The 21,951-nt window shown below is 70.5% G+C and carries 20 protein-coding genes; 11 read left to right on the top strand and 9 right to left on the bottom strand.

What is annotated here, in order from left to right; all coding sequences use genetic code 11:
- The first annotated feature begins 246 nt into the window (after nt 1-246).
- Entirely contained in the window at nt 247-1,620 is a 1,374-nt protein-coding gene (locus K1J60_RS34240) for an MFS transporter (protein ID WP_220649588.1), read from the top strand.
- A gap of 151 nt (nt 1,621-1,771) precedes the next feature.
- On the opposite strand, the gene pgl is transcribed toward K1J60_RS34240, so the two are convergent.
- The 5 genes from pgl to tkt are packed head-to-tail and all read right to left on the bottom strand — an operon-like array spanning nt 1,772 to nt 8,635.
- A complete protein-coding gene (pgl, locus tag K1J60_RS34245) occupies nt 1,772-2,554 on the bottom strand; it encodes a 6-phosphogluconolactonase (RefSeq protein WP_220649589.1) in 783 nt (260 codons plus the stop codon).
- Entirely contained in the window at nt 2,551-3,855 is a 1,305-nt protein-coding gene (opcA, locus tag K1J60_RS34250) for a glucose-6-phosphate dehydrogenase assembly protein OpcA (protein WP_220649590.1), read from the bottom strand. Before opcA ends, pgl begins: the two co-directional genes overlap by 4 nt.
- On the bottom strand, nt 3,852-5,390 hold the full coding sequence (gene zwf / locus K1J60_RS34255) for a glucose-6-phosphate dehydrogenase (protein WP_220649591.1): 1,539 nt from the start codon (nt 5,388-5,390) through the stop codon (nt 3,852-3,854). The genes opcA and zwf overlap by 4 nt, the downstream gene beginning before the upstream one ends.
- A 5-nt stretch (nt 5,391-5,395) precedes the next feature.
- Nucleotides 5,396-6,514 (bottom strand): transaldolase, encoded by a 1,119-nt coding sequence (gene tal / locus K1J60_RS34260; protein ID WP_220649592.1) that lies wholly within the window; start codon nt 6,512-6,514, stop codon nt 5,396-5,398.
- 33 nt (nt 6,515-6,547) lie between these two features.
- Nucleotides 6,548-8,635, bottom strand: coding sequence for a transketolase (tkt, locus tag K1J60_RS34265; protein ID WP_220649593.1), 2,088 nt, complete (start codon nt 8,633-8,635; stop codon nt 6,548-6,550).
- A 373-nt stretch (nt 8,636-9,008) separates the two neighbouring features.
- Between tkt and K1J60_RS34270 the strand changes: the two genes are divergently transcribed.
- The 4 genes from K1J60_RS34270 (at nt 9,009) to K1J60_RS34285 (ending at nt 12,413) form a co-directional block, all read left to right on the top strand.
- Nucleotides 9,009-9,965 (top strand): heme o synthase, encoded by a 957-nt coding sequence (locus tag K1J60_RS34270; protein ID WP_220649594.1) that lies wholly within the window; start codon nt 9,009-9,011, stop codon nt 9,963-9,965.
- Nucleotides 9,966-10,055: 90 nt separating this feature from the next.
- Nucleotides 10,056-10,418, top strand: a complete 363-nt coding sequence (locus K1J60_RS34275) for a hypothetical protein (protein WP_033526600.1) — start codon at nt 10,056-10,058, stop codon at nt 10,416-10,418.
- A 57-nt stretch (nt 10,419-10,475) separates the two neighbouring features.
- Entirely contained in the window at nt 10,476-11,582 is a 1,107-nt protein-coding gene (locus tag K1J60_RS34280) for an amidohydrolase family protein (RefSeq protein ID WP_220649595.1), read from the top strand.
- 45 nt (nt 11,583-11,627) lie between these two features.
- Complete coding sequence (locus K1J60_RS34285; protein ID WP_220649596.1) at nt 11,628-12,413, top strand: nucleotidyltransferase domain-containing protein; 786 nt, start codon at nt 11,628-11,630, stop codon at nt 12,411-12,413.
- Nucleotide 12,414: 1 nt separating this feature from the next.
- Here the strand turns inward: K1J60_RS34285 and K1J60_RS34290 are convergent, their stop codons facing one another.
- The 4 genes from K1J60_RS34290 to K1J60_RS34305 all read right to left on the bottom strand — a co-directional run bounded on the left by K1J60_RS34290 (nt 12,415) and on the right by K1J60_RS34305 (nt 16,038).
- Entirely contained in the window at nt 12,415-13,425 is a 1,011-nt protein-coding gene (locus K1J60_RS34290) for a COX15/CtaA family protein (protein WP_220651831.1), read from the bottom strand.
- Between the two features lie 69 nt (nt 13,426-13,494).
- Nucleotides 13,495-14,274 carry an ABC transporter permease gene (locus K1J60_RS34295; RefSeq protein WP_220649597.1) on the bottom strand — a complete coding sequence of 260 codons (780 nt, stop codon included), beginning with the start codon at nt 14,272-14,274 and terminating at the stop codon, nt 13,495-13,497.
- Nucleotides 14,271-15,194, bottom strand: coding sequence for an ABC transporter ATP-binding protein (locus K1J60_RS34300; protein ID WP_220649598.1), 924 nt, complete (start codon nt 15,192-15,194; stop codon nt 14,271-14,273). Before K1J60_RS34300 ends, K1J60_RS34295 begins: the two co-directional genes overlap by 4 nt.
- A 10-nt stretch (nt 15,195-15,204) precedes the next feature.
- Nucleotides 15,205-16,038 (bottom strand): aminoglycoside N(3)-acetyltransferase, encoded by an 834-nt coding sequence (locus K1J60_RS34305; protein WP_220649599.1) that lies wholly within the window; start codon nt 16,036-16,038, stop codon nt 15,205-15,207.
- 160 nt (nt 16,039-16,198) lie between these two features.
- On the opposite strand from K1J60_RS34305, the gene K1J60_RS34310 reads away from it, so the two are divergent.
- From K1J60_RS34310 to K1J60_RS34335, 6 genes are all read left to right on the top strand, one after another.
- Nucleotides 16,199-16,933: a helix-turn-helix transcriptional regulator gene (locus K1J60_RS34310; protein WP_220649600.1), complete on the top strand. Its 735-nt coding sequence runs from the start codon at nt 16,199-16,201 to the stop codon at nt 16,931-16,933.
- Nucleotides 16,930-18,354 (top strand): Fe-S cluster assembly protein SufB, encoded by a 1,425-nt coding sequence (gene sufB / locus K1J60_RS34315; RefSeq protein WP_033527159.1) that lies wholly within the window; start codon nt 16,930-16,932, stop codon nt 18,352-18,354. Before K1J60_RS34310 ends, sufB begins: the two co-directional genes overlap by 4 nt.
- A 61-nt stretch (nt 18,355-18,415) precedes the next feature.
- Nucleotides 18,416-19,609 carry a Fe-S cluster assembly protein SufD gene (gene sufD / locus K1J60_RS34320; RefSeq protein WP_220649601.1) on the top strand — a complete coding sequence of 398 codons (1,194 nt, stop codon included), beginning with the start codon at nt 18,416-18,418 and terminating at the stop codon, nt 19,607-19,609.
- Nucleotides 19,606-19,926, top strand: coding sequence for a non-heme iron oxygenase ferredoxin subunit (locus tag K1J60_RS34325; RefSeq protein WP_033527157.1), 321 nt, complete (start codon nt 19,606-19,608; stop codon nt 19,924-19,926). The genes sufD and K1J60_RS34325 overlap by 4 nt, the downstream gene beginning before the upstream one ends.
- A gap of 7 nt (nt 19,927-19,933) precedes the next feature.
- On the top strand, nt 19,934-20,698 hold the full coding sequence (gene sufC / locus K1J60_RS34330; RefSeq protein ID WP_220649602.1) for a Fe-S cluster assembly ATPase SufC: 765 nt from the start codon (nt 19,934-19,936) through the stop codon (nt 20,696-20,698).
- Nucleotides 20,695-21,951 carry a cysteine desulfurase gene (locus K1J60_RS34335; RefSeq protein ID WP_220649603.1) on the top strand — a complete coding sequence of 419 codons (1,257 nt, stop codon included), beginning with the start codon at nt 20,695-20,697 and terminating at the stop codon, nt 21,949-21,951. The genes sufC and K1J60_RS34335 overlap by 4 nt, the downstream gene beginning before the upstream one ends.

Below are 21,951 nucleotides of genomic sequence, written 5' to 3' on the forward strand. Positions count from 1 at the left end.
GCGACCTGTCCGCACGCATAGCGGGATCACATGTTTTAAATGTCGTTGTCCTGCGTAATCGACGCGTATTCCTCCGTCGAAAAAGTTCGACGAAGTCGGCGGGCGGTTCCTTTTCCGAGGGTTCCTTGTGGGATTCGAATTTCCCGGCCTAGGGTGACAGCCACACTCCGGTTCGTGTTTCATGCGTGGCCGTCCCCATCTGGGCCCGGACCATTCGTGTCCGGGCATACCGGAAGTGAGCCCCCCATGCCCGAATCCCCGTCCAGAACCGTCGCCGAGGCCGCCGACCCCAGACCCGCCTCCTTACCGGTCTCCCCCTCGGCCGGGACCAGCAAGGCGCCCAAGGTCGCCGCCGCGAGCCTCATCGGCACGACCATCGAGTACTACGACTTCGCCGTCTACGGCACGGCCTCCGCGCTCGTCCTCGGCCCCGCGTTCTTCCCCTCCGGCAACCCGACCGTCTCCTCCCTCGCCGCGTTCCTCACCTTCGCGGCGGCCTTCCTGTCCCGCCCCCTCGGCGTCGTGCTCTTCGGCACGATCGGCGACCGGCTGGGCCGGCGACGCGCCCTGGTCGCCTCCCTCCTGCTCATGGGCCTCGCGACGGTCGGCGTCGGGCTGCTCCCGACCTACGAGAGCGCCGGACTCCTCGCCCCCGTCCTCCTGGTGACCCTCCGTCTGCTGCAGGGCGTCAGCATGGGCGGCGAGTGGGGCGGCGCGGTCCTGCTGGCCGCCGAGCACGCCCCGCCCGGCCGACGGGCCCTGTACGCCGCCGTCCCGAACATCGGCCCCTCTCTCGGTTTCCTGCTCTCCAGCGCCGTCATCCTCCCGACCCTGAACATCGTGGGCCGCGACGGCTTCACCGACTGGGCCTGGCGGGTGCCGTTCCTGCTCAGCGCGGTGCTCGTGGTGGTCGGGCTGTGGGTGCGGTCGACGGTGTCGGAGTCGCCGGTCTTCCAGGACCCGCCCTCGGCGGGGACGTCCCCGGTGTCCCCGGCGTCGCCGGTGTCGCGCTTCCCGCTCGGCACGCTCGTCGCGCGGTACCCCGGCCGGCTGCTGCTCGGCACCGGCGCGGCGATCGGCGGGTCCGCCGTCTACTACCTGACGATCGTCTACAGCCTGTCCTACGGGCCGAAGTCGCTCGGCATCCCACAGAACACGATGCTCACCGCGGCGAGTGTGGGGGCGGCCGCCGGCATCGCGGTCACCCTGCCCGCCGCCCGGCTGGCGGACCGGGTCGGTCGCCGTCCGCTGATGCTGACGGGTGCGGTCGGGTGCGTGGTCTGGGCCGTGCCGATGTACGGCTCGCTCAGCACGGGCAACGGGTACGTCATCACCGGTGCGTACACGGTGGGTCTCATGCTGCTCGCCCTGATGTTCTCGCCGGTGGCGGCGTTCCTGGCGGAGCTGTTCCCGGCGAGGCTGCGCTACACCGGGGCGTCGGCGGCGTTCATCCTGGCCAATACGCTCGGGGGCGGGTTCGCTCCGCTCGTGGCGACGTGGCTGAACAGCCAGTGGTCGTCGCCGTTGGTGCTGGGGTTCTACACCGGCGGGCTGTGCCTGGTCAGCCTGCTGTGCCTGTGGGCGCTGCCGGAGACGCGGGAGGACGACTTCACCGCCTGAGCCTCCTCGCTCCCGCCGCCCCCTACCCGTTCCGTTCCGTCCCCAGGGGTCACACGCCCCTTCGACCCACGGTCACGAACTCGGGGCTCCTCCCCGGACCCCGTTCTCGCAGTTCCCCCGCGCCCCCGAAGAGGGGCGCGGGGAACCTCGTTCACGGCGACGCCGGCGGATACAACGAGCGTGGCAACCGCGACGCCGCAGCCGCGTCCAGCAGCCACAAGGTCCGCGCCCTCCCGGCCGCCCCCGCCGCCGGGGCCTGAATCTCCCCCGCACCGGACAACGCGATGGCCGCCGCCCCCGCCTTGTCCTCCCCGGCCGCGAGCAACCACACCTCACGCGCCGCCCGGATCGCCGGCAACGTCAGGGTGACCCGCGTCGGCGGCGGCTTCGGCGCCCCACGCACCCCCACGACCGTCCGCTCGGTCTCCCGTACGGCAGGCAACTCGGGGAAGAGCGAGGCCACATGGGTGTCCGGCCCGACCCCCAGCATCAGCACGTCGAACGTCGGCACGGCACCGTGGTTCTCCGGCCCCGCCGCCCGCGCCAGCTCCTCCGCGTACGACGCGGCCGCCGCGTCCACATCGGCACCCCACGGCCCGTCCGAAGCGGGCATGGCGTGCACCCGCTTCGGGTCCAGCGGCACCGAGTCCAGCAGCGCCGCACGGGCCTGGGTGACATTGCGCTCGGCGTCGCCCTCGGGCAGGAACCGTTCGTCGCCCCACCACAGATCCAGCCGGCCCCAGTCGATCGCGTCCCGGGCGGGCGCCGCCGCCAGCGCGGCGAGCAGCCCGTTGCCGTTGCGACCACCCGTGAGGACGACCGAGGCGTAGCCGCGCGAGGCCTGCGCGTCCACGATCTTGGTGATCAGCCGGGCCGCCGCGGCCTGTGCCATCAGCTCCTTGTCGTGGTGCACGACCAACTGCGGTGTGCTCATGACGTCGCCTTCTTCACGGGCGGCATCTGCGCGGGGGTCGGCCGCTCGGAGTCACCGTCGTCGGCCGACCCCGTGGAGGCCCCCGATCCGGCCGACCCCGTCGAACTCGGCGTCCCCGATGGAGCGGCCGGAGCGGCCGGAGGCAACGCCGCGGCCGCCCGCGCCGCGGAGGCGGCCGACGCGACGGCCGCGCCGAGCCCCGGACCGGAGCCGGAAACGGCACCCGGAACGGACGCCGACGCACTCCCCGGCACACCGGGTGAGGAGGACGCGTCCCCCGGCACACCGGACGCGGCCACCGGCCCGGTGCCCCCGGACCCGGCCCCCGCCGCGGTCGCCGCCGACAGCGCGCTGCCCGGCGCCCCGCTCACCCCGCCGCCGCCCAACCGGTCCACGCCGAACCGCAGCGCCGACGCGTACGTGTCGTCGGGGTCGAGCCTGCGCAGCTCCTCCGCCAGCAGCTCGGACGTCTCGCGGCGCTTCAACGCCACCGCCCGGTCCGGCTGGTCCTCCAGCGTGAGCAGCGCCAGCCCGCCGTTCGGCCGGTACAGCCGGATGGGGCCGGTGCTGGTCAGCATCCGCACCTCGTTGAGGCCGGGCCCGGCCGACACCCCGCGCCGTACGTGCACATGGAGCCGGTCCGCCAGCCACATGGCCAGCAGTTCCACGCTCGGGTTGTACTGCTCGCCCTGCACCTCCGCGGAGATGACCTCGCAGTCCACCTGGTCGAGCGCGGCGGCCAGCATGGAACGCCAGGGGGTGATCCGGGTCCAGGCGAGATCCGTGTCGCCGGGCTCGTAGTTCTCCGCGCGGGTCCGCAGCTCGTCGATCGGCTTCTCGGCGGCGTAGCTGTCGGTGACCCGGCGCTGGGCGAGCGCGCCCAGCGGGTCACGGGCCGGGTCGAGCGGCGCGTTCACCGGCCACCACACCACCACCGGAGCGTCCGGCAGCAGCAGCGGAAGCACCACCGACTGGGCGTGGTCCGCGACCTCGCCGTAGAGCCGCAGCACGACCGTCTCGCCGGTGCCCGCGTCCGCGCCCACCCGTACCTCGGCGTCGAGGCGGGACTTCGTACGGTCGCGCGGGGAGCGGGAGACGCGCTTGATCACCACGATCGTGCGTGAGGGGTGCTCGCGGGAGGCGTCGTTGGCGGACTTGAGCGCGTCGTACGCGTTCTCCTCGTCCGTCACGATGACCAGCGTGAGCACCATGCCGACCGCAGGGGTGCCTATCGCCCGGCGGGCTTTCACCAGCGCCTTGTTGATCTTGCTGGCCGTGGTGTCCGTGAGGTCCGTCTTCATGGCCGGCGCCAGCTCCGTCCGTCTCGCTGCAGCATCTCGTCCGCCTCGACGGGACCCCACGTGCCCGCCTGGTACTGCGCGGGCCTGCCGTGCTTGTCCCAGAACTCCTCGATCGGGTCGAGGATCTTCCAGGACAGCTCGACCTCCTCGGTGCGCGGGAAGAGATTCGAGTCGCCCAGGAGGACGTCGAGGATCAGGCGCTCGTACGCCTCGGGCGAGGACTCCGTGAAGGACTCGCCGTACGCGAAGTCCATCGACACGTCCCGGATCTCCATCGACGTGCCGGGCACCTTGGAGCCGAAGCGGACCGTGACGCCCTCGTCGGGCTGGACGCGGATGACGATCGCGTTCTGGCCCAGTTCCTCGGTGGCGGTGGAGTCGAAGGGGGAGTGCGGGGCGCGCTGGAAGACGACGGCGATCTCCGTCACCCGGCGGCCGAGACGCTTGCCCGTCCGCAGATAGAAGGGGACACCCGCCCAGCGGCGGTTGTCGACCTCGACCTTGATCGCCGCGTAGGTGTCGGTCTTCGACTTGCGGTCGATGCCGTCCTCTTCGAGGTAGCCGATGACCTTCTCGCCGCCCTGCCAGCCGGCCGCGTACTGCGCGAACACGGTGTCCCGGCCCAGGTCCTTCGGCAGCCTCACCGCGCCGAGCACCTTGGTCTTCTCGGCGGCGAGCGCGTCCGCGTCGAAGGAGGCGGGCTCCTCCATCGCGGTCAGCGCCATCAGCTGCAGCAGGTGGTTCTGGATGACGTCACGGGCGGCACCGATGCCGTCGTAGTAGCCGGCCCGGCCGCCGATGCCGATGTCCTCGGCCATCGTGATCTGCACGTGGTCGACGAAGGAGCGGTTCCAGATCGGCTCGAACATCGTGTTGGCGAAGCGGAGCGCCAGGATGTTCTGGACCGTCTCCTTGCCCAGGTAGTGGTCGATGCGGAAGACCTGGTCCGGGGCGAAGACCTCGTGGACGACCTTGTTGAGGTCCTCGGCGGACTCCAGGTTGTGCCCGAACGGCTTCTCGATGACCGCCCGGCGCCACGACCCGCTGCTCTGGTCGGCCAGCCCGTGCTTCCTCAGCTGCTGGATGACGACCGGGAACGCGGACGGCGGCACGGAGAGGTAGAAGGCGAAGTTGCCGCCCGTGCCCTGTGCCTTGTCCAGCTCCTCGATGGTGTCGCGCAGCCGCTCGAAGGACTCGTCGTCGTCGAAGGTGCCCTGGACGAACCGCATGCCCTGGATGAGCTGCTGCCAGACCTCCTCGCGGAAGGGCGTCCGCGCGTGCTCCTTGACCGCGTCGTGCACCTCCTGCGCGAAGTCCTCGTTCGCCCACTCCCGGCGCGCGAAGCCGACGAGCGAGAAGCCCGGCGGCAGCAGTCCGCGGTTGGCGAGGTCGTACACGGCAGGCATCAGCTTTTTGCGTGACAAATCGCCAGTGACACCGAAGATCACCAGGCCCGACGGCCCCGCGATACGCGGGAGCCGTCGGTCTGCGGCGTCACGAAGCGGATTCGCTCCGGTGACGGGTAGAGGTGCCAAGGTGTTCAGCCCTCCGAGGGTGCGAGGCGCTGGAGCTCCGCCTCGGTCGACTTGAGGAGGTCGTTCCAGGACGCCTCGAACTTCTCGACGCCCTCGTCCTCCAGCAGCTGCACGACCTCGTCGTAGGAGATCCCGAGCTTCTCGACCGCGTCCAGCTCGGCACGCGACTGCTCGTACGTCCCGGCGATCGCGTTGCCGCGGATCTCACCGCTCGCCGCGGTGGCCTCCAGCGTGGCCTCCGGCATGGTGTTCACCGTGTTGGGCGCGACCAGCTCGTCCACGTACAGCGTGCTCTTGTACGCGGGGTCCTTGACGCCGGTCGAGGCCCACAGCGGACGCTGCTTGTTGGCGCCCGCGCTCTCCAGGGCCGCCCAGCGGCCGTCGGAGAAGACCTCCTCGTACGCCTGGTAGGCGAGACGGGCGTTGGCGACACCGGCCTTGCCGCGCGCGGCCTTGGCCTCGTCGGTGCCGAGCGCGTCGAGGCGCTTGTCGATCTCGGTGTCCACCCGGGACACGAAGAAGGACGCCACCGAGTGGATCTTCGACAGGTCCAGGCCGCGCTCCTTGGCCTTCTCCAGACCGGCCAGGTAGGCGTCCATGACCGCGCGGTAGCGCTCCAGCGAGAAGATCAGCGTGACGTTGACGCTGATGCCGAGGCCGATGGTCTCGGTGATCGCGGGCAGGCCCGCCTTCGTCGCCGGGATCTTGATCAGGGTGTTGGGGCGGTCCACCAGCCACGCCAGCTGCTTGGCCTCGGCGACCGTCGCCTTGGTGTTGTGCGCGAGACGGGGGTCGACCTCGATGGAGACCCGGCCGTCCTGGCCGCCGGTCGCGTCGAAGACCGGGCGCAGGATGTCGGCGGCGTCGCGGACGTCCGCCGTCGTGATCATGCGGATGGCCTCTTCGACGGTGACCTTGCGGGCGGCGAGGTCGGAGACCTGCTGCTCGTAGCCGTCACCGCTGCTGATCGCCTTCTGGAAGATCGACGGGTTGGTGGTGACGCCCACGACGTGCTGCTGGTCGAGCAGCTCGGCGAGGTTGCCGGACGTGATGCGCTTGCGCGACAGGTCGTCCAGCCAGATCGCCACGCCTTCCTCGGAGAGGCGCTTGAGTGCGTCTGTCATGGAATTACATCTCCTACGTGTCGTGTGTAAGCGTCAGCGCTGAGCGGCGGCCAGGGATTCCTGCGCGACCGCGGCCACGTTCTCGGCAGTGAAGCCGAACTCGCGGAAGAGGACCTTGCCGTCGGCCGAAGCGCCGAAGTGCTCCAGCGAAACGATGCGACCGGCGTCGCCGACGTACCGGTGCCAGGTCAGCCCGATCCCGGCCTCGACCGCGACACGCGCCTTGACGGACGGCGGCAGAACGCTGTCCCGGTACCCCTGGTCCTGCTCCTCGAACCACTCCACGGACGGCATGGACACCACCCGCGTGGGCACCCCCCGCGCCTGCAGCTGCTCCCGGGCCTCCACGGCCACGTGCACCTCGGAACCGGTGGCGATCAGGATGACCTGAGCCTCCCCGCCGTCGGCGTCGAACAGGACGTAACCGCCCTTGGCGGCATCCTCGTTGGCCTCGTACGTCGGCACGCCCTGACGGGTCAGCGCCAGACCGTGCGGGGCGCCCTTGCCGAACTCCTTGGTCCAGCGCTTGAGGATCTCGCGCCAGGCGATCGCCGTCTCGTTGGCGTCGGCCGGGCGGACCACGTTCAGGCCGGGGATCGCGCGCAGCGAGGCGAGGTGCTCGACCGGCTGGTGGGTGGGGCCGTCCTCGCCCAGACCGATGGAGTCGTGCGTCCACACGTACGTCACCGGAAGGTGCATCAGCGCGGACAGCCGCACGGCGTTGCGCATGTAGTCGGAGAAGACGAGGAACGTGCCGCCGTAGATACGGGTGTTGCCGTGCAGCGCGATGCCGTTCATCTCCGCGGCCATGGAGTGCTCACGGATACCGAAGTGGATGGTCCGGCCGTACGGGTTCGCCTCCGGCAGCGGGTTGTCCGCCGGCAGGAACGAACTGGTCTTGTCGATCGTGGTGTTGTTCGACCCGGCGAGGTCGGCGGAGCCGCCCCACAGCTCGGGGATCACCGCGCCCAGCGCCTGGAGGACCTTGCCGGACGCGGCACGCGTCGCGACACCCTTGCCCGTCTCGAACTCCGGCAGGTGCGACTCCCAGCCCTCGGGCAGCTCGCCCGCGCTGATCCGGTCGAACTCGGCGGCGCGCTCGGCGTTGCCGTCACGCCACTCCTGCAGCTGCTTCTCCCAGACGGCACGGGCCTCACGGCCGCGCTCGCCGAGGGCACGCGTGTGCTCGAGGACCTCGTCGGCGACCTCGAAGTTCTTCTCCGGGTCGAAGCCGAGGACCCGCTTGGTGGCGGCGACCTCGTCCGCGCCGAGCGCCGAGCCGTGCGCGGCCTCGGTGTTCTGCGCGTTCGGGGCGGGCCAGGCGATGATCGAACGCATCGCGATGAACGACGGCCGGTCGGTGACGGCCTTCGCGGCCTCGATCGCCGCGAACAGCGCGGCCGGGTCGAGGTCGCCGTTCTCCTTGGGCTCCACACGCTGCACGTGCCAGCCGTAGGCCTCGTACCGCTTGGTGACGTCCTCGGAGACGGCCGTCTCGGTGTCACCCTCGATGGAGATGTGGTTGTCGTCCCACAGCAGCACGAGGTTGCCGAGCTTCTGGTGACCCGCGAGCGACGAGGCCTCGGCGGAGATGCCCTCCTGGAGGCAGCCGTCACCGGCGATCACGAAGACGTGGTGGTCGAACGGCGACTCGCCGACGGCGGCCTCCGGGTCGAACAGACCACGCTCGTAGCGCGCGGCCATCGCCATGCCCACGGCGTTGGCGACACCCTGGCCGAGGGGCCCGGTCGTCGTCTCGACGCCCTTGGTGTGTCCGTACTCGGGGTGGCCGGGGGTCTTGGAGCCCCAGGTGCGGAAGGCCTCCAGATCCGTCAGCTCCAGGCCGAAACCGCCCAGGTACAGCTGGATGTAGAGGGTCAGGGAGGAGTGGCCGGCGGACAGGACGAACCGGTCACGGCCCACCCAGTCGGGGTCGGCGGGGTCGTGGCGCATCACCTTCTGGAAGAGGGTGTACGCGGCGGGCGCGAGGCTCATCGCCGTCCCCGGATGGCCGTTGCCGACCTTCTGGACGGCGTCGGCGGCCAGGATCCGGGCGGTGTCGACGGCCCGCTGGTCCAATTCGGTCCACGCGAGGTCTGTAGTGGTCGGCTTGGTGCTCACCCTGGGTCAGGGCTCCTCTCCACATGTCTCGTGCCGGTGTTCTTCACGGCACCGGCCGTTGTCGAGCCTACCCCCGTAGGAACGCGCATTTTTTCGAGTCATTCCAGACTGCCGGGACCGGATCCGGTCCGCCTCCCGACCTGCGTTCCGCATGGTGAGACCAGGGGGTTCCGCGGTTCGACATCTGAATACGGAGCCGCTCATCCGACTGCTCAACCGAAGTGTGTTCGGCTCCCCGCCGGGCGCCCGCCAACACGACCCCACCCCCTTGAAAGGCTGACTCTGGGCAACGTCTACAGTGGCGTGGTACGCGCGAGCCGTCACGGGGAGTTCACATCCCAAGGCTTGCTGGGAGTCTCTGTCAGGGGTGTGCGTGACGGCCGTCGAATCCCGTCCACCGGGAGTGCTGGGCGCGAGCAACACGAGCAGCAGCCGGGGTCAGCGGCCGATCGGGGCCCGAGTCAAGGCCTTCGTGGCGCTGACGAAGCCGCGGATCATCGAACTGCTGCTGATCACCACCGTGCCGGTGATGTTCCTTGCGGAACAGGGCGTCCCGGACCTCTGGCTGGTGCTCGCCACCTGCGTCGGTGGCTACCTCTCGGCGGGCGGCGCCAACGCGCTCAACATGTACATCGACCGCGACATCGACGCCCTCATGGAGCGCACCTCCCAGCGTCCGCTGGTCACCGGGATGGTCACCCCTCGTGAGGGCCTGGTCTTCGGCATCACCCTCGCGGTGGTCTCCACCGCCTGGTTCGGCGTCCTCGTCAACTGGCTGTCCGCCTGGCTGTCGCTCGGGGCTCTCCTCTTCTACGTCGTCGTCTACACGATGATCCTCAAACGGCGTACGTCGCAGAACATCGTCTGGGGCGGCATCGCCGGCTGCATGCCGGTCCTCATCGGCTGGTCCGCGGTGACGAACTCGATGTCGTGGGCCGCGGTCATCCTCTTCCTGGTCATCTTCTTCTGGACGCCGCCGCACTACTGGCCCCTCTCCATGAAGGTGAAGGACGACTACGCCCGCGTCGGCGTGCCGATGCTCCCGGTCATCGCCTCCAACCGGGTCGTGGCCCGCCAGATCGTCCTCTACAGCTGGGTGATGGTCGCGGTCTCCCTCCTCCTCACCCCCCTCGGCTACACGGGCTGGTTCTACACGGCGGTCGCCCTGGTGACCGGCGGCTGGTGGCTCTGGGAGGCCCACGCCCTGCAGACCCGGGCGAAGAACGGCGCGACCGGCGGCAAGCTGAAGGAGATGCGCCTCTTCCACTGGTCGATCACGTACGTCTCCCTGTTGTTCGTGGCCGTCGCGGTGGACCCCTTCCTGCGCTGAGGCGCGCCCGTCGAACGCGCGAGGGTGAGTGGTCAACCCCACTCACCCCGCCCGTCGCCCCGGCGCATACCCATCGGTAGCATCCTGCCCATGGCAGACACCAAGCAGGCAGACGAGGCCAAGGACGCCAAGGCCACCGCGAAGGCCGACCGCAAGGCGGCCAAGCTGGCCAAGCAGATCCGCTCCTTCGCGGCGGCGCACCGAGGAGCCGAGGCCCAGGTCGCCTACATCGGCCAGCTCGGAGCACGGATCGTCCTGGTCGGCGAGGACGGCGGCTGGGGCGACCTCGTGGCCCCCACCCACGCCATCGCCGAGCAGGCCGTACAGAAGGCCGGCGTCACCGTCCACGAGGACTTCGACGGCGAGTTCGCCGCCAAGGTGCGGACCGGCCCGTACGAGTGGTCCCGGATGGCCGGAATCCAGGTCGGCGGCCCCAGCAACAGCAACACCTGAGCCCGGCTCACCCGTTAGGACCTGTGGGAGTTCACAGGTCCAGCCTCGGGGAGCCCGATGATCGACACGCCGTCCCTCGTGGACCAGTACTGCCACGGCGTACTGCGCACGGAGCTGGGCCTCGGCACCTTCGAGGCCCAGCTCGCCCGCAGCGAGGGCCCACCGGCCCCCGGCACCACCTTCTTCGACACCCAGACGGGCTTCGCGGTACGCCGCTGGTGCCCGCCCCTGCTGGGCCTGGAACCGCACTGCCCACCGGCCCGCTACCTCGCCCGGCGCCGCGAACTGGGCGTCCTCGAAGCCGGCCGCAGACTCCTGCGCGGCAGCGGGGTCACCACCTACCTCGTCGACACGGGCCTGCCGGGCGACCTCACCGGCCCGCGCGAGATGGCCTCCGCCGGCGACGCGGACGCCCACGAGATCGTCCGCCTCGAACTCCTCGCCGAACAGGTCGCCGACACCTCCGGCACCGTCGAGTCGTTCCTGGCCAATCTCGCCGAGTCCGTGCACGCCGCCGCCGCGAACGCCGTCGCCTTCGCGTCGGTCGCGGGCGTACGGCACGGCCTGGCGTTCGCGCCCGAGCCACCCGGCCCCGGCGAGGTGCGCGGCGCGGTGGGGCGCTGGCTCGCCCACCGGCCGGTCGGCGGGTCGCTCACCGACCCGGTCCTCCTGCGCCATCTGCTGTGGATCGCCGTCGCCTCGGGCCGCCCCCTGCAACTCCACGCGGGCCTCGGCGAACCGGGCCTGCGGATCGACGCCACCGACCCCGTCCTGCTCACCGACTTCGCCCGTGCCACGGCGGGCCTGGGCACCGACCTGATCCTGCTGCACGGCTACCCCTACCACCGCCACGCCGCCCACCTCGCCGTCGTCTTCCCGCACGTCTACGCCGACCTGGGCGCCGAACTGGTCCGCACCGGCGCACGGGCCACCGCCGTACTCGCCGAGATCCTGGAACTCGCCCCCTTCGGCAAGCTCCTCTTCTCCAGCGGCGCCCACGGTCTGCCCGAGCTGCACGTGGTCGGGGCCCGGCTGTTCCGCGAGGCGCTGGCACGGGTGCTCGGGACGTGGGTGGCGGAGGGCGCCTGGTCACTGGCGGACGCCCAGCGCGTGGCGGGACTGATCGCGGCCGACAACGCGCGACGGGTGTACGGGCTGGAGTGAGCCGCCGGGTGTACGGCGCCCGGGCGGGCTGTACAGACTGGGCGCATGACACGCAGCGACGCGACCGCCGGCTTACCCGGCCCTGCCCCCGGCCCTGTCACCGGCACCGGCACAGCGGCTCTGCTCGGCCGCTTCCTCGACGAACTCCGCGCACTCGCCCCGCTCGCCGTCTGGGCCCACGGCTCCCTCGGCGGGGGCGACTACCGGGAGGGCCGCAGCGACCTGGACCTGATCGCCGTCCTGGACGGCCCGGTCACCACCCGCACCGCGTGGACGGCCGGACGACTGCACGCCCGGCTGCGCCACCACCCCCTCGCCGCCCTGCTGCACTGCACCTATCTGACGCCGGCCACGGCGGCCGACGCCGAGCGCAGACACCTCACATGGGCGCACGAGCACCTGTTCCGGCGGACGGTCACCCCGGTCACCCGGCGCGAGCTGCACACCTTCGGCCTGGTCCTGCACGGCGAACCGCCCGGGGCCCTGGTGCCGCCCGTCTCCGACATCGAGCTGGACGCCTTCGTCGTCCGCGACCAGAAGGAGTTCTGGCGCCCGGCGGTGGACAGGGCCCACCTCTGGGATCGGGACGTCTGGGTCGACCTCGGACTGCTCACCTTCGCCCGCGCCACCGCCACCCTGCGCGACGGCCGCCTGATCTCCAAGCGCGAGGCCCTGGACCTGCTGCCCACGCTGGGCGCGCCCGCCGAGGTGGTCGCGGACATCGCGCGGCGCCGGGACGGCGGACCGAGCGAAGAGGTGCCGTACCGGGCCGAGCTGACCCGGCTGTTCCTCGGACCCGCGATCGACGACCTGGTGGCCGCGTACGGCTGACTCAGCCGCGCGCCGCGACCGGCGCCTGTGCCGCCGGAGCGGGCGCGTCGACCTCGTCCACCGGCCGTTCCCGCAGCGACAGCAGCACCCGGAGGGTCGCGATCCACACCAGGCACGAGCCGAACATATGGGCGCCGACCAGGACCTCGGGGAGGTCGGTGAAGTACTGCACATAGCCGAGGAGGCCCTGCGCGAGGAGGATCAGGAACAGGTCGCGGGTGCGGCGCAGCGGACCGGCGGGGGCGTCCACGGCCTTGAGCACGAACCACAGGGCGAAGGCCAGCGTCACCACGATCCAGGCCAGCACGGCGTGCAGCTTGGTGACGTTCTCCCAGTTCAACGGGATGCGCTCGACCTCGCTGGAGTCACCCGCGTGCGGGCCCGCGCCCGTGACGACCGTGCCCACCGCGATCAGCAGCAGCGTCACGCCGACCAGGACCCACACCAACTGCCGCACCGCCTGGCCGACCAGCGGACGCGGGGCCGAGTCGCCCTCGCCGGTGCGGTGCCACATCACGGCGGCGACGGCGATCAGCGCGGTCGACAGCATGAAGTGCGCGGCCACCGTGTACGGGTTGAGACCGACCAGCACGACGATGCCGCCGAGCACCGCGTTGCCCATGACGACCCAGAACTGGGTCCAGCCCAGCCGGGTGAGGTCGCGCCGGTACGGCTTCTGGGAGCGGGCGGCGACGATCGCCCAGCCGACCGCCGCGCACAGCACGTACGTCAGCAGGCGGTTGCCGAACTCGATGTAGCCGTGGACACCCATCTCACGGGTGGCGGTGAGCGAGTCGTCGGTGCACTTGGGCCAGGTCGGGCAGCCGAGGCCCGACCCGGTGAGCCGTACGGCACCGCCGGTCACCACGATGACCACCGCCATGACGAGGGCGGCGAGGGCCGCGCGCCGGACCGTTCTGGGGTCCGGGGTCCAGCGTTCGGCGATGAAGGCGAGCGGGTTGCGCGCGGCGGAGACGAGGTCGTCACGGGTCACTTTCGGCACGCCCCCCATCGTAGGCCGCCGCTTGTGCACGTATTCACGAGGGGTGCGGGCCATTGCCACGCCTCCTGTGACCTGCGGCTACTCCCAGCGGAAGAAGCGTGCCGCCGCGCCCAGCCCGAGCACCGCCCACCCGGCGAGAATCCCGAGGTCGCCCCACGGCACCCCGGCGCCGTGCTGCAGGACGTCCCGCAGCCCGTCCGACAGGGCCGCGATCGGCAGCAGCCCGAGCACGCTCTGCGCCGCGTCCGGGAACTTCTCCAGCGGGACCACGACGCCACCGCCCACCAGCAGCAGCAGGAAGACGAGGTTCGCCGCCGCCAGCGTCGCCTCCGCCTTCAGCGTGCCCGCCATCAGCAGACCGAGGCCCGAGAAGGCGGCCGTGCCGAGGACCAGCAGGAGCAGTACGGCGAAGGGGTTCCCGTGCGGGTTCCAGCCCATCGCGAAGGCGATCACCGTGAGCAGGACGACCTGGAGGGCCTCCGTGACCAGCACGGACAGGGTCTTCGCCGCCATCAGGCCCCAGCGGGGGAGCGGTGAGACCGCCAGCCGCTTCAGCACGCCGTAGCGGCGCTCGAAGCCGGTGGCGATGGCCTGGCCGGTGAACGCCGTCGACATCACGGCGAGTGCCAGGACGCCGGGCGCCAGGAAATCGACCGCCTCGCCCTCACCCGTGTCGACGATGTCCACCGAGCCGAACAGCACCAGCAGCAGCGTCGGGATGACGACCGTCAGGAGCAGCTGCTCGCCGTTGCGCAGCAGCATCCTCGTCTCCAGCGCCGCCTGCGCCGCGATCATGCGGGGGAGCGGGGCGGCCCCCGGCTTCGGTGTGTAGGCGCCCGTGCCCGTACGCGCGCTCATGAACGCAGCTCCTTGCCCGTGAGCTCCAGGAAGACGTCTTCGAGGGTGTGCCGTTCCACCGAGATCCGGTCCGGCATCACCCCGTGCTGGGCGCACCAGGAGGTGACGGTCGCGAGGAGCTGCGGATCGATCTTGCCGGTCACCCGGTACACACCGGGTGTCGGTTCTTCGGCGGTGGAGTCCGCCGGCAGCGCCTTCAGCAGGGAGGCGACGTCGAGGGCCGGGCGGCCGGTGAAGCGCAGGGTGTTCTCGGCGCCGCCCCGGCACAGCGCCTCGGGCGACCCCTGGGCCATGACCCTGCCGCCGTCGATGATCGCGACGTCGTCCGCGAGCTGTTCGGCCTCGTCCATGTAGTGGGTGGTGAGGATGACCGAGACCCCGTCCGCGCGCAGGTCCCGGACCAGCTCCCAGGTGGCCCGGCGGGCCTGCGGGTCGAGGCCGGCGGTCGGCTCGTCGAGGAAGACCAGCTCGGGCCGGCCGACGACGGCCATCGCGAGGGCGAGCCGCTGCTGCTGACCGCCGGAGAGCCGTCGGTACGTCGTACGGCCGCAGCTGCCGAGGCCCAGGCGCTCGACGAGGGCGTCCACGTCGAGGGGATGGGCGTGCAGCTTGGCCACGTGGCGGAGCATCTCGTCGGCGCGGGCGCCGGAGTAGACACCGCCGGACTGGAGCATCACGCCTATCCGGGGGCGCAGCGCGGCGGCCTCGCGGACCGGGTCGAGGCCGAGTACGGAGACCGAGCCGGAGTCCGGTTTCCGGTATCCCTCGCAGGTCTCGATCGTGGTCGTCTTGCCCGCGCCGTTCGGCCCGAGCACGGCGGTCACGCCCACCCCGGCCACCAGGTCCAGGCCGTCCACCGCGGTCTTGTCGCCGTACCGCTTCACCAGGGACCGGACCTGGACCACGGGGTCACTTCGCATGGGCCCGAGTCTAGGTACGCGGCCGGGTGCCGAGGCGGGCGGGTCCGGAGATCTCCTCCTCACGGGGACGGTGCACGGGGAGCCAGCGCTCGGCGTACGCCACCGCGTCGGCCACCGGGAACAGCCGTACGTCCGCCGCGCCCGCCCTGGCCCGCGGGATGCCGCGGTCGCGTTCGAAGTCGTACCCGAGTTCGTCGAACCGGTCCGAGTCGATCGACACCTCGGTCACCACCTCCCAGCCGTCAGGGCCCGGCCTGCCGACCTCGACCAGCGGCGCGGGGATCCGGTACTCGGCCAGGTGGAAGCAGGTGCAGGCGTCGTAGCCGGCGCCGAGCAGCAGGACCCGGGCGCCCGCCGCCTCCAGCCGGGCCAGGGGGCTGCGCTCGCCCAGGCGGCAGTCGGGGGCGTGGTCCGCGAGGATCGCCGCCGCGCCCGGGCCGATCGCCGCGAAGGACGTCTGGGGGTGTGCGCTGCGCAGGGCGCCCGGCCAGGTCCGCACCGTCTCGGGGACCACCCCGACCCCGCGGGTGGGGGTGAGCGCCGGGTCGTAGCGGGGCATGGTCGCCCGAATGGTCTCCCACCACTCCTCGGGCACCGGCGGACGCGCCCAGAGCGCGGGGTCCGAGAGGTCGCCGGACTGGCTGGGAACGACCAGGGTGCCGTCCGGGCCGAGTGCGTCGAGCAGCGCGTGCACGACCGTCACGGCGCCTCCGCAGACCCAGCCGAGCGAGCTGAGCGATGAGTGCACGAGGAGGGTCTCGCCGGGCTCGACACCGGCGGCGCGCAGGTCCGCCGCCAAGCCGGCGCGGGTGACAAGTGGGCCGGTGGGAGGGGTTGTCGACATGGTGTGGCAGTCTTCCCGAGCCGCCTTCGCGGCGCCACCGTTTTGATCGATCGGTGATCGTTTCCCCAGGTCAGCTTAGGTATGCCTAAGTGATGCACGGCACCGCCGGTCGCCCGGACGCGGCTTGCCCAGCTCTGAGGAATTACGCAACAATGGCGTTGTGAAAAACGTCGGCGAGGCCCCGCAGGAGGAACTCGCGACCGGTGAGCGGTCCACCCGCAACCGGGTCGCGCGGTCCATCCTGTCCCACGGCCCGTCCACGGTGGCCGACCTCGCCGGGCGTCTGGGGCTGACCCAGGCGGCTGTTCGTCGGCACCTCGACGCACTGGTCTCCGACGATGTCGTCCAACCCCGTGAGCAGCGCGTCTACGGCACGCGTACCCGCGGGCGCCCGGCCAAGGTGTTCGCCCTGACGGCCTGCGGCCGGGACGCCTTCGACCAGTCGTACGACAAGCTCGCCGCCGACGCGCTCCGCTGGATCGCCGACCAGGAGGGTGGGGAGCAGGCGGTCGCCGCCTTCGCCCGCGCCCGGGTCGCCGCCCAGGCCGGGGCCTACCGCGCGGCTGTCGAGGCCGCGGACCCCGAAGCGAGGACCGAAGCCCTGGCCAAGGCCTTGAGTGCCGACGGGTACGCTGCTACGGCACGCAGTGCCCCCCACCCCCACCAGGGTGAGCAGCTCTGCCAGCACCACTGCCCGGTAGCCCATGTCGCCGAGCAGTTCCCGCAGCTCTGCGAGGCCGAGACCGAGCTCTTCGCCGAACTGCTCGGTACGCACGTCCAGCGGCTGGCCACCATCGCCCACGGCGACGGTGTCTGCACGACGTTCATCCCCAGAGTTACCAAGACAGCCAACGACACCGCATCTGCAAGTACCGCCGGGAGGAACCCCGCATGACGCTCCCCATCGAGGAGACTGCCCACCCCGAGCTCGAGGGTCTGGGCAACTACGAATACGGCTGGGCCGACTCCGACGTGGCCGGTGCATCTGCCAAGCGCGGTATCAACGAGGACGTCGTCCGCGACATCTCCGCCAAGAAGAACGAGCCGGAGTGGATGACCAAGCTCCGTCTCAAGGGCCTGCGCCTGTTCGAGAAGAAGCCCATGCCGAACTGGGGCTCGGACCTGTCGGGCATCGACTTCGACAACATCAAGTACTTCGTGCGCTCCACGGAGAAGCAGGCGGAGTCCTGGGAGGACCTGCCCGAGGACATCAAGAACACGTACGACAAGCTCGGCATCCCCGAGGCGGAGAAGCAGCGTCTCGTCGCGGGCGTCGCGGCCCAGTACGAGTCCGAGGTCGTCTACCACCAGATCCGCGAGGACCTGGAGGAGCAGGGCGTCATCTTCCTCGACACCGACACCGCGCTCAAGGAGCACCCGGAGCTCTTCAAGGAGTACTTCGGGACGGTCATCCCGGTCGGTGACAACAAGTTCGCGTCGCTGAACACCGCGGTGTGGTCCGGCGGCTCCTTCATCTACGTGCCGAAGGGTGTGCACGTCGAGATTCCGCTCCAGGCCTACTTCCGTATCAACACGGAGAACATGGGCCAGTTCGAGCGGACGCTGATCATCGTCGACGAGGACGCCTACGTCCACTACGTCGAGGGCTGTACGGCTCCGATCTACAAGTCGGACTCCCTGCACTCCGCGGTGGTCGAGATCATCGTGAAGAAGGGCGCCCGCTGCCGCTACACGACCATCCAGAACTGGTCGAACAACGTCTACAACCTGGTCACCAAGCGCGCCGTGGCGTACGAGGGCGCGACCATGGAGTGGATCGACGGCAACATCGGCTCCAAGGTCACCATGAAGTACCCGGCCGTCTACCTGATGGGCGAGCACGCCAAGGGCGAGACCCTCTCCATCGCCTTCGCGGGCGAGGGCCAGCACCAGGACGCCGGCTCCAAGATGGTCCACATGGCGCCGAACACCTCGTCCAACATCGTGTCGAAGTCCGTGGCGCGTGGCGGTGGCCGTACCTCCTACCGCGGTCTGGTAGAGATCGGCGAGGGCGCCGCCGGATCCAAGTCGAACGTGCTGTGCGACGCCCTTCTCGTCGACACCATCTCCCGTTCCGACACCTACCCGTACGTCGACGTCCGTGAGGACGACGTGTCCATGGGCCACGAGGCGACCGTCTCCAAGGTCTCCGAGGACCAGCTCTTCTACCTGATGAGCCGCGGTCTGAGCGAGTTCGAGGCGATGGCGATGATCGTGCGCGGCTTCGTCGAGCCGATCGCGAAGGAACTGCCCATGGAGTACGCCCTGGAGCTCAACCGGCTGATCGAGCTGCAGATGGAAGGCGCGGTCGGCTAAGGCCTGCCCTCCATCACCAGCTAGCGAAATCTGACGTAGGAAAGAGAGCAGACCGACAGCCATGGCTGAGGCTCAGAACATCCCCGTGGGGTCCACCACCGCGGGCCAGATCGCGGTGGCCGCAGAGTCGACCGTCGCCACGCGCATGAGCGCGCCCCCGTCCTTCGACGTGGCGGACTTCCCCGTGCCGCACGGCCGCGAGGAGGAGTGGCGGTTCACCCCGCTGGAGCGCCTGCGCGGGCTGCACGACGGCACCGCCGTCGCCACCGGCCCCGGTGTGAAGGTCGACGTCCACGTGCCCGACGGCGTCGTCGAGGAGCTCGTCGGCCGTGACGACCCGCGCCTCGGCAAGGCCGGCACCCCCGTGGACCGCGTCGCCGCCCAGGCGTACTCGGCCTTCGAGCGGGCCGGAGTCGTCTCCGTCCCCAAGGAGACGGTCCTCACCGAGCCGATCCGCATCGCCGTGCACGGCGAGGGCGGCGTGGCCTACGGTCACCAGCTCATCGAGCTGGGCAACTTCGCCGAGGCCGTCGTGGTCATCGACCACACGGGCGACGCGGTGATGGCCGCCAACGTCGACTTCGTCCTCGGTGACGGCGCCAAGCTGACCGTCGTCTCCGTCCAGGACTGGGACGACACGGCCGTCCACGTGGCCCAGCACAACGCCCTCATCGGCCGGGACGCGAGCTTCAAGTCGGTCGTGGTGACCTTCGGCGGCGACGTCGTCCGCCTCCACCCCCGTGTCTCCTACGCCGGAACCGGCGGCGAGGCCGAGCTGTTCGGGCTCTACTTCACCGACAAGGGGCAGCACCAGGAGCACCGCCTCCTGGTCGACCACAACACCCCGCACTGCAAGTCGAACGTGGTCTACAAGGGCGCGCTCCAGGGCGACGGCGCCCACGCGGTCTGGGTCGGCGACGTGCTGATCGAGGCCAAGGCCGAGGGCACCGACACCTACGAGATGAACCGGAACCTGGTCCTCACGGACGGCGCCCGGGTCGACTCGGTGCCGAACCTGGAGATCGAGACCGGCGAGATCGTCGGCGCCGGACACGCCTCGGCGACCGGCCGCTTCGACGACGAGCAGCTCTTCTACCTGATGGCCCGCGGCATCCCGGCCGACGAGGCCCGCCGCCTCGTCGTCCGCGGCTTCTTCGCCGAGCTGGTCCAGCAGATCGGTGTGGACGACATCCAGGAACGCCTTCTCGCGAAGATCGACGAGGAGCTGGAGACCGTGTCTGGATCGGGTCGATGACCACCTACGTACGCGCCTGCGGGCTGAGCGAGCTGGAGGAGGACACCCCGAAGCGGGTGGAACTCGACGGCACGCCGGTCTCGGTCGTGCGGACCGAGGGCGAGGTGTTCGCCATCCACGACATCTGCTCCCACGCGAACGTCTCGCTCTCCGAGGGCGAGGTGGAGGACTGTCAGATCGAGTGCTGGCTGCACGGCTCCGCGTTCGACCTCAGAACCGGCAAGCCGTCCGGCCTACCCGCGACGCGCCCCGTCCCCGTTTACCCCGTAAAGATCGAAGGGGACGACGTGCTCGTCTCCCTCACCCAGGAGTCCTGAGGCACCCATGGCAACGCTTGAAATCCGAGACCTGCACGTCACCGTCGAGGCCGACAACGCCACGAAGGAGATCCTCAAGGGCGTCGACCTCACCGTGAAGCAGGGCGAGACGCACGCCATCATGGGCCCCAACGGCTCCGGCAAGTCGACCCTCGCCTACTCCCTCGCGGGTCACCCGAAGTACACGATCACCGGCGGCACCGTGCTGCTCGACGGCGAGGACGTCCTGGAGATGTCCGTCGACGAGCGCGCCCGCGCGGGCCTGTTCCTGGCGATGCAGTACCCGGTCGAGGTCCCGGGCGTGTCCGTGTCGAACTTCCTGCGGACCTCCGCCACCGCCATCCGCGGCGAGGCCCCCAAGCTGCGCACCTGGGTGAAGGAGGTCAAGGAGGCCATGCAGCGCCTCAACATGGACCCCGCCTTCGCCGAGCGCAACGTCAACGAGGGCTTCTCCGGCGGTGAGAAGAAGCGACACGAGATCCTCCAGCTGGAGCTGCTCCGGCCGAAGGTCGCGATCCTCGACGAGACGGACTCCGGTCTGGACGTCGACGCGCTCCGGGTCGTCTCCGAGGGCGTCAACCGCGTCCGCGAGACCGGCGAGGTCGGCACCCTGCTGATCACGCACTACACGCGCATCCTGCGCTACATCAAGCCCGACCACGTGCATGTCTTCGCGAACGGCAAGATCGTGGAGTCGGGCGGCCCCGAGCTCGCCGACAAGCTGGAGAACGAGGGCTACGAGGCATACACGAAGGGTGGCGCATCCGCGTGACACAGCTGCCGGGCCTCCTCGACACCGAGGCGATCCGCAAGGACTTCCCCATCCTGGACCGTCAGGTCCACGACGGCCGGAAGCTCGTGTACCTGGACAACGCGGCGACCTCGCAGAAGCCGCGCCAGGTGCTGGACGCCCTGAGCGAGTACTACGAGCGCTACAACGCCAACGTCCACCGCGGTGTGCATGTGCTCGCCGAGGAGGCCACGGCGCTGTACGAGGGCGCGCGCGACAAGGTCGCGTCCTTCATCAACGCGCCCAGCCGCGACGAGGTGATCTTCACCAAGAACGCCTCCGAGTCGCTGAACCTCGTGGCGAACATGCTGGGCTGGGCCGACGAGCCCTACCGGGTGGACGCCGAGACCGAGATCGTCATCACCGAGATGGAGCACCACTCCAACATCGTGCCGTGGCAGCTGCTCTCGCAGCGCACGGGCGCGAAGCTGAAGTGGTTCGGGCTGACCGACGACGGCCGGCTCGACCTGTCCAACATCGACGAGGTCATCACGGAGAAGACGAAGATCGTCTCCTTCGTCCTGGTGTCCAACATCCTCGGCACGGTCAACCCCGTCGAGGCGATAGTGCGCCGGGCACAGGAGGTCGGTGCCCTGGTCTGCATCGACGCCTCCCAGGCCGCGCCGCACATGCCGCTGGACGTACAGGCGCTCCAGGCCGACTTCGTGGCCTTCACCGGCCACAAGATGTGCGGCCCGACGGGCATCGGCGTGCTCTGGGGCCGCCAGGAGCTTCTGGAGGACCTGCCCCCGTTCCTCGGCGGCGGCGAGATGATCGAGACGGTGTCGATGCACTCGTCGACGTACGCTCCCGCCCCGCACAAGTTCGAGGCGGGCACCCCGCCGATCGCGCAGGCGGTCGGCCTCGGCGCGGCGATCGACTACCTGAACTCCATCGGCATGGACAAGATCCTCGCCCATGAGCACGCGATCACCGAGTACGCGGTGAAGCGGCTGACGGAGGTACCGGACCTCAGGATCATCGGCCCCGCCACGGCCGAGGACCGGGGCGCGGCGATCTCCTTCACCCTCGGCGACATCCACCCGCACGACGTGGGCCAGGTCCTCGACGAGCAGGGCATCGCGGTCCGGGTCGGCCACCACTGCGCCCGCCCCGTCTGCCTGCGGTACGGAATTCCCGCGACCACCCGAGCGTCGTTCTATCTGTACTCCACGCCGGCCGAGATCGATGCCCTGGTCGACGGCCTGGAGCACGTACGGAACTTCTTCGGCTGA

The sequence above is a fragment of the Streptomyces akebiae genome, from assembly GCF_019599145.1.
GTDB lineage: Bacteria > Actinomycetota > Actinomycetes > Streptomycetales > Streptomycetaceae > Streptomyces > Streptomyces akebiae.

What these genes read in the sequence shown, in the direction of transcription:
- K1J60_RS34240 (WP_220649588.1), top strand. Translation starts at nt 247, where the DNA reads ATGCCCGAATCCCCGTCCAGAACCGTCGCCGAGGCCGCCGACCCCAGA.
- pgl (WP_220649589.1), bottom strand. Translation starts at nt 2,554, where the DNA reads ATGAGCACACCGCAGTTGGTCGTGCACCACGACAAGGAGCTGATGGCA.
- opcA (WP_220649590.1), bottom strand. Translation starts at nt 3,855, where the DNA reads ATGAAGACGGACCTCACGGACACCACGGCCAGCAAGATCAACAAGGCG.
- tal (WP_220649592.1), bottom strand. Translation starts at nt 6,514, where the DNA reads ATGACAGACGCACTCAAGCGCCTCTCCGAGGAAGGCGTGGCGATCTGG.
- K1J60_RS34275 (WP_033526600.1), top strand. Translation starts at nt 10,056, where the DNA reads ATGGCAGACACCAAGCAGGCAGACGAGGCCAAGGACGCCAAGGCCACC.
- K1J60_RS34280 (WP_220649595.1), top strand. Translation starts at nt 10,476, where the DNA reads ATGATCGACACGCCGTCCCTCGTGGACCAGTACTGCCACGGCGTACTG.
- K1J60_RS34285 (WP_220649596.1), top strand. Translation starts at nt 11,628, where the DNA reads ATGACACGCAGCGACGCGACCGCCGGCTTACCCGGCCCTGCCCCCGGC.
- K1J60_RS34290 (WP_220651831.1), bottom strand. Translation starts at nt 13,425, where the DNA reads ATGGGGGGCGTGCCGAAAGTGACCCGTGACGACCTCGTCTCCGCCGCG.
- K1J60_RS34295 (WP_220649597.1), bottom strand. Translation starts at nt 14,274, where the DNA reads ATGAGCGCGCGTACGGGCACGGGCGCCTACACACCGAAGCCGGGGGCC.
- K1J60_RS34300 (WP_220649598.1), bottom strand. Translation starts at nt 15,194, where the DNA reads ATGCGAAGTGACCCCGTGGTCCAGGTCCGGTCCCTGGTGAAGCGGTAC.
- K1J60_RS34305 (WP_220649599.1), bottom strand. Translation starts at nt 16,038, where the DNA reads ATGTCGACAACCCCTCCCACCGGCCCACTTGTCACCCGCGCCGGCTTG.
- sufB (WP_033527159.1), top strand. Translation starts at nt 16,930, where the DNA reads ATGACGCTCCCCATCGAGGAGACTGCCCACCCCGAGCTCGAGGGTCTG.
- sufD (WP_220649601.1), top strand. Translation starts at nt 18,416, where the DNA reads ATGGCTGAGGCTCAGAACATCCCCGTGGGGTCCACCACCGCGGGCCAG.
- K1J60_RS34325 (WP_033527157.1), top strand. Translation starts at nt 19,606, where the DNA reads ATGACCACCTACGTACGCGCCTGCGGGCTGAGCGAGCTGGAGGAGGAC.
- sufC (WP_220649602.1), top strand. Translation starts at nt 19,934, where the DNA reads ATGGCAACGCTTGAAATCCGAGACCTGCACGTCACCGTCGAGGCCGAC.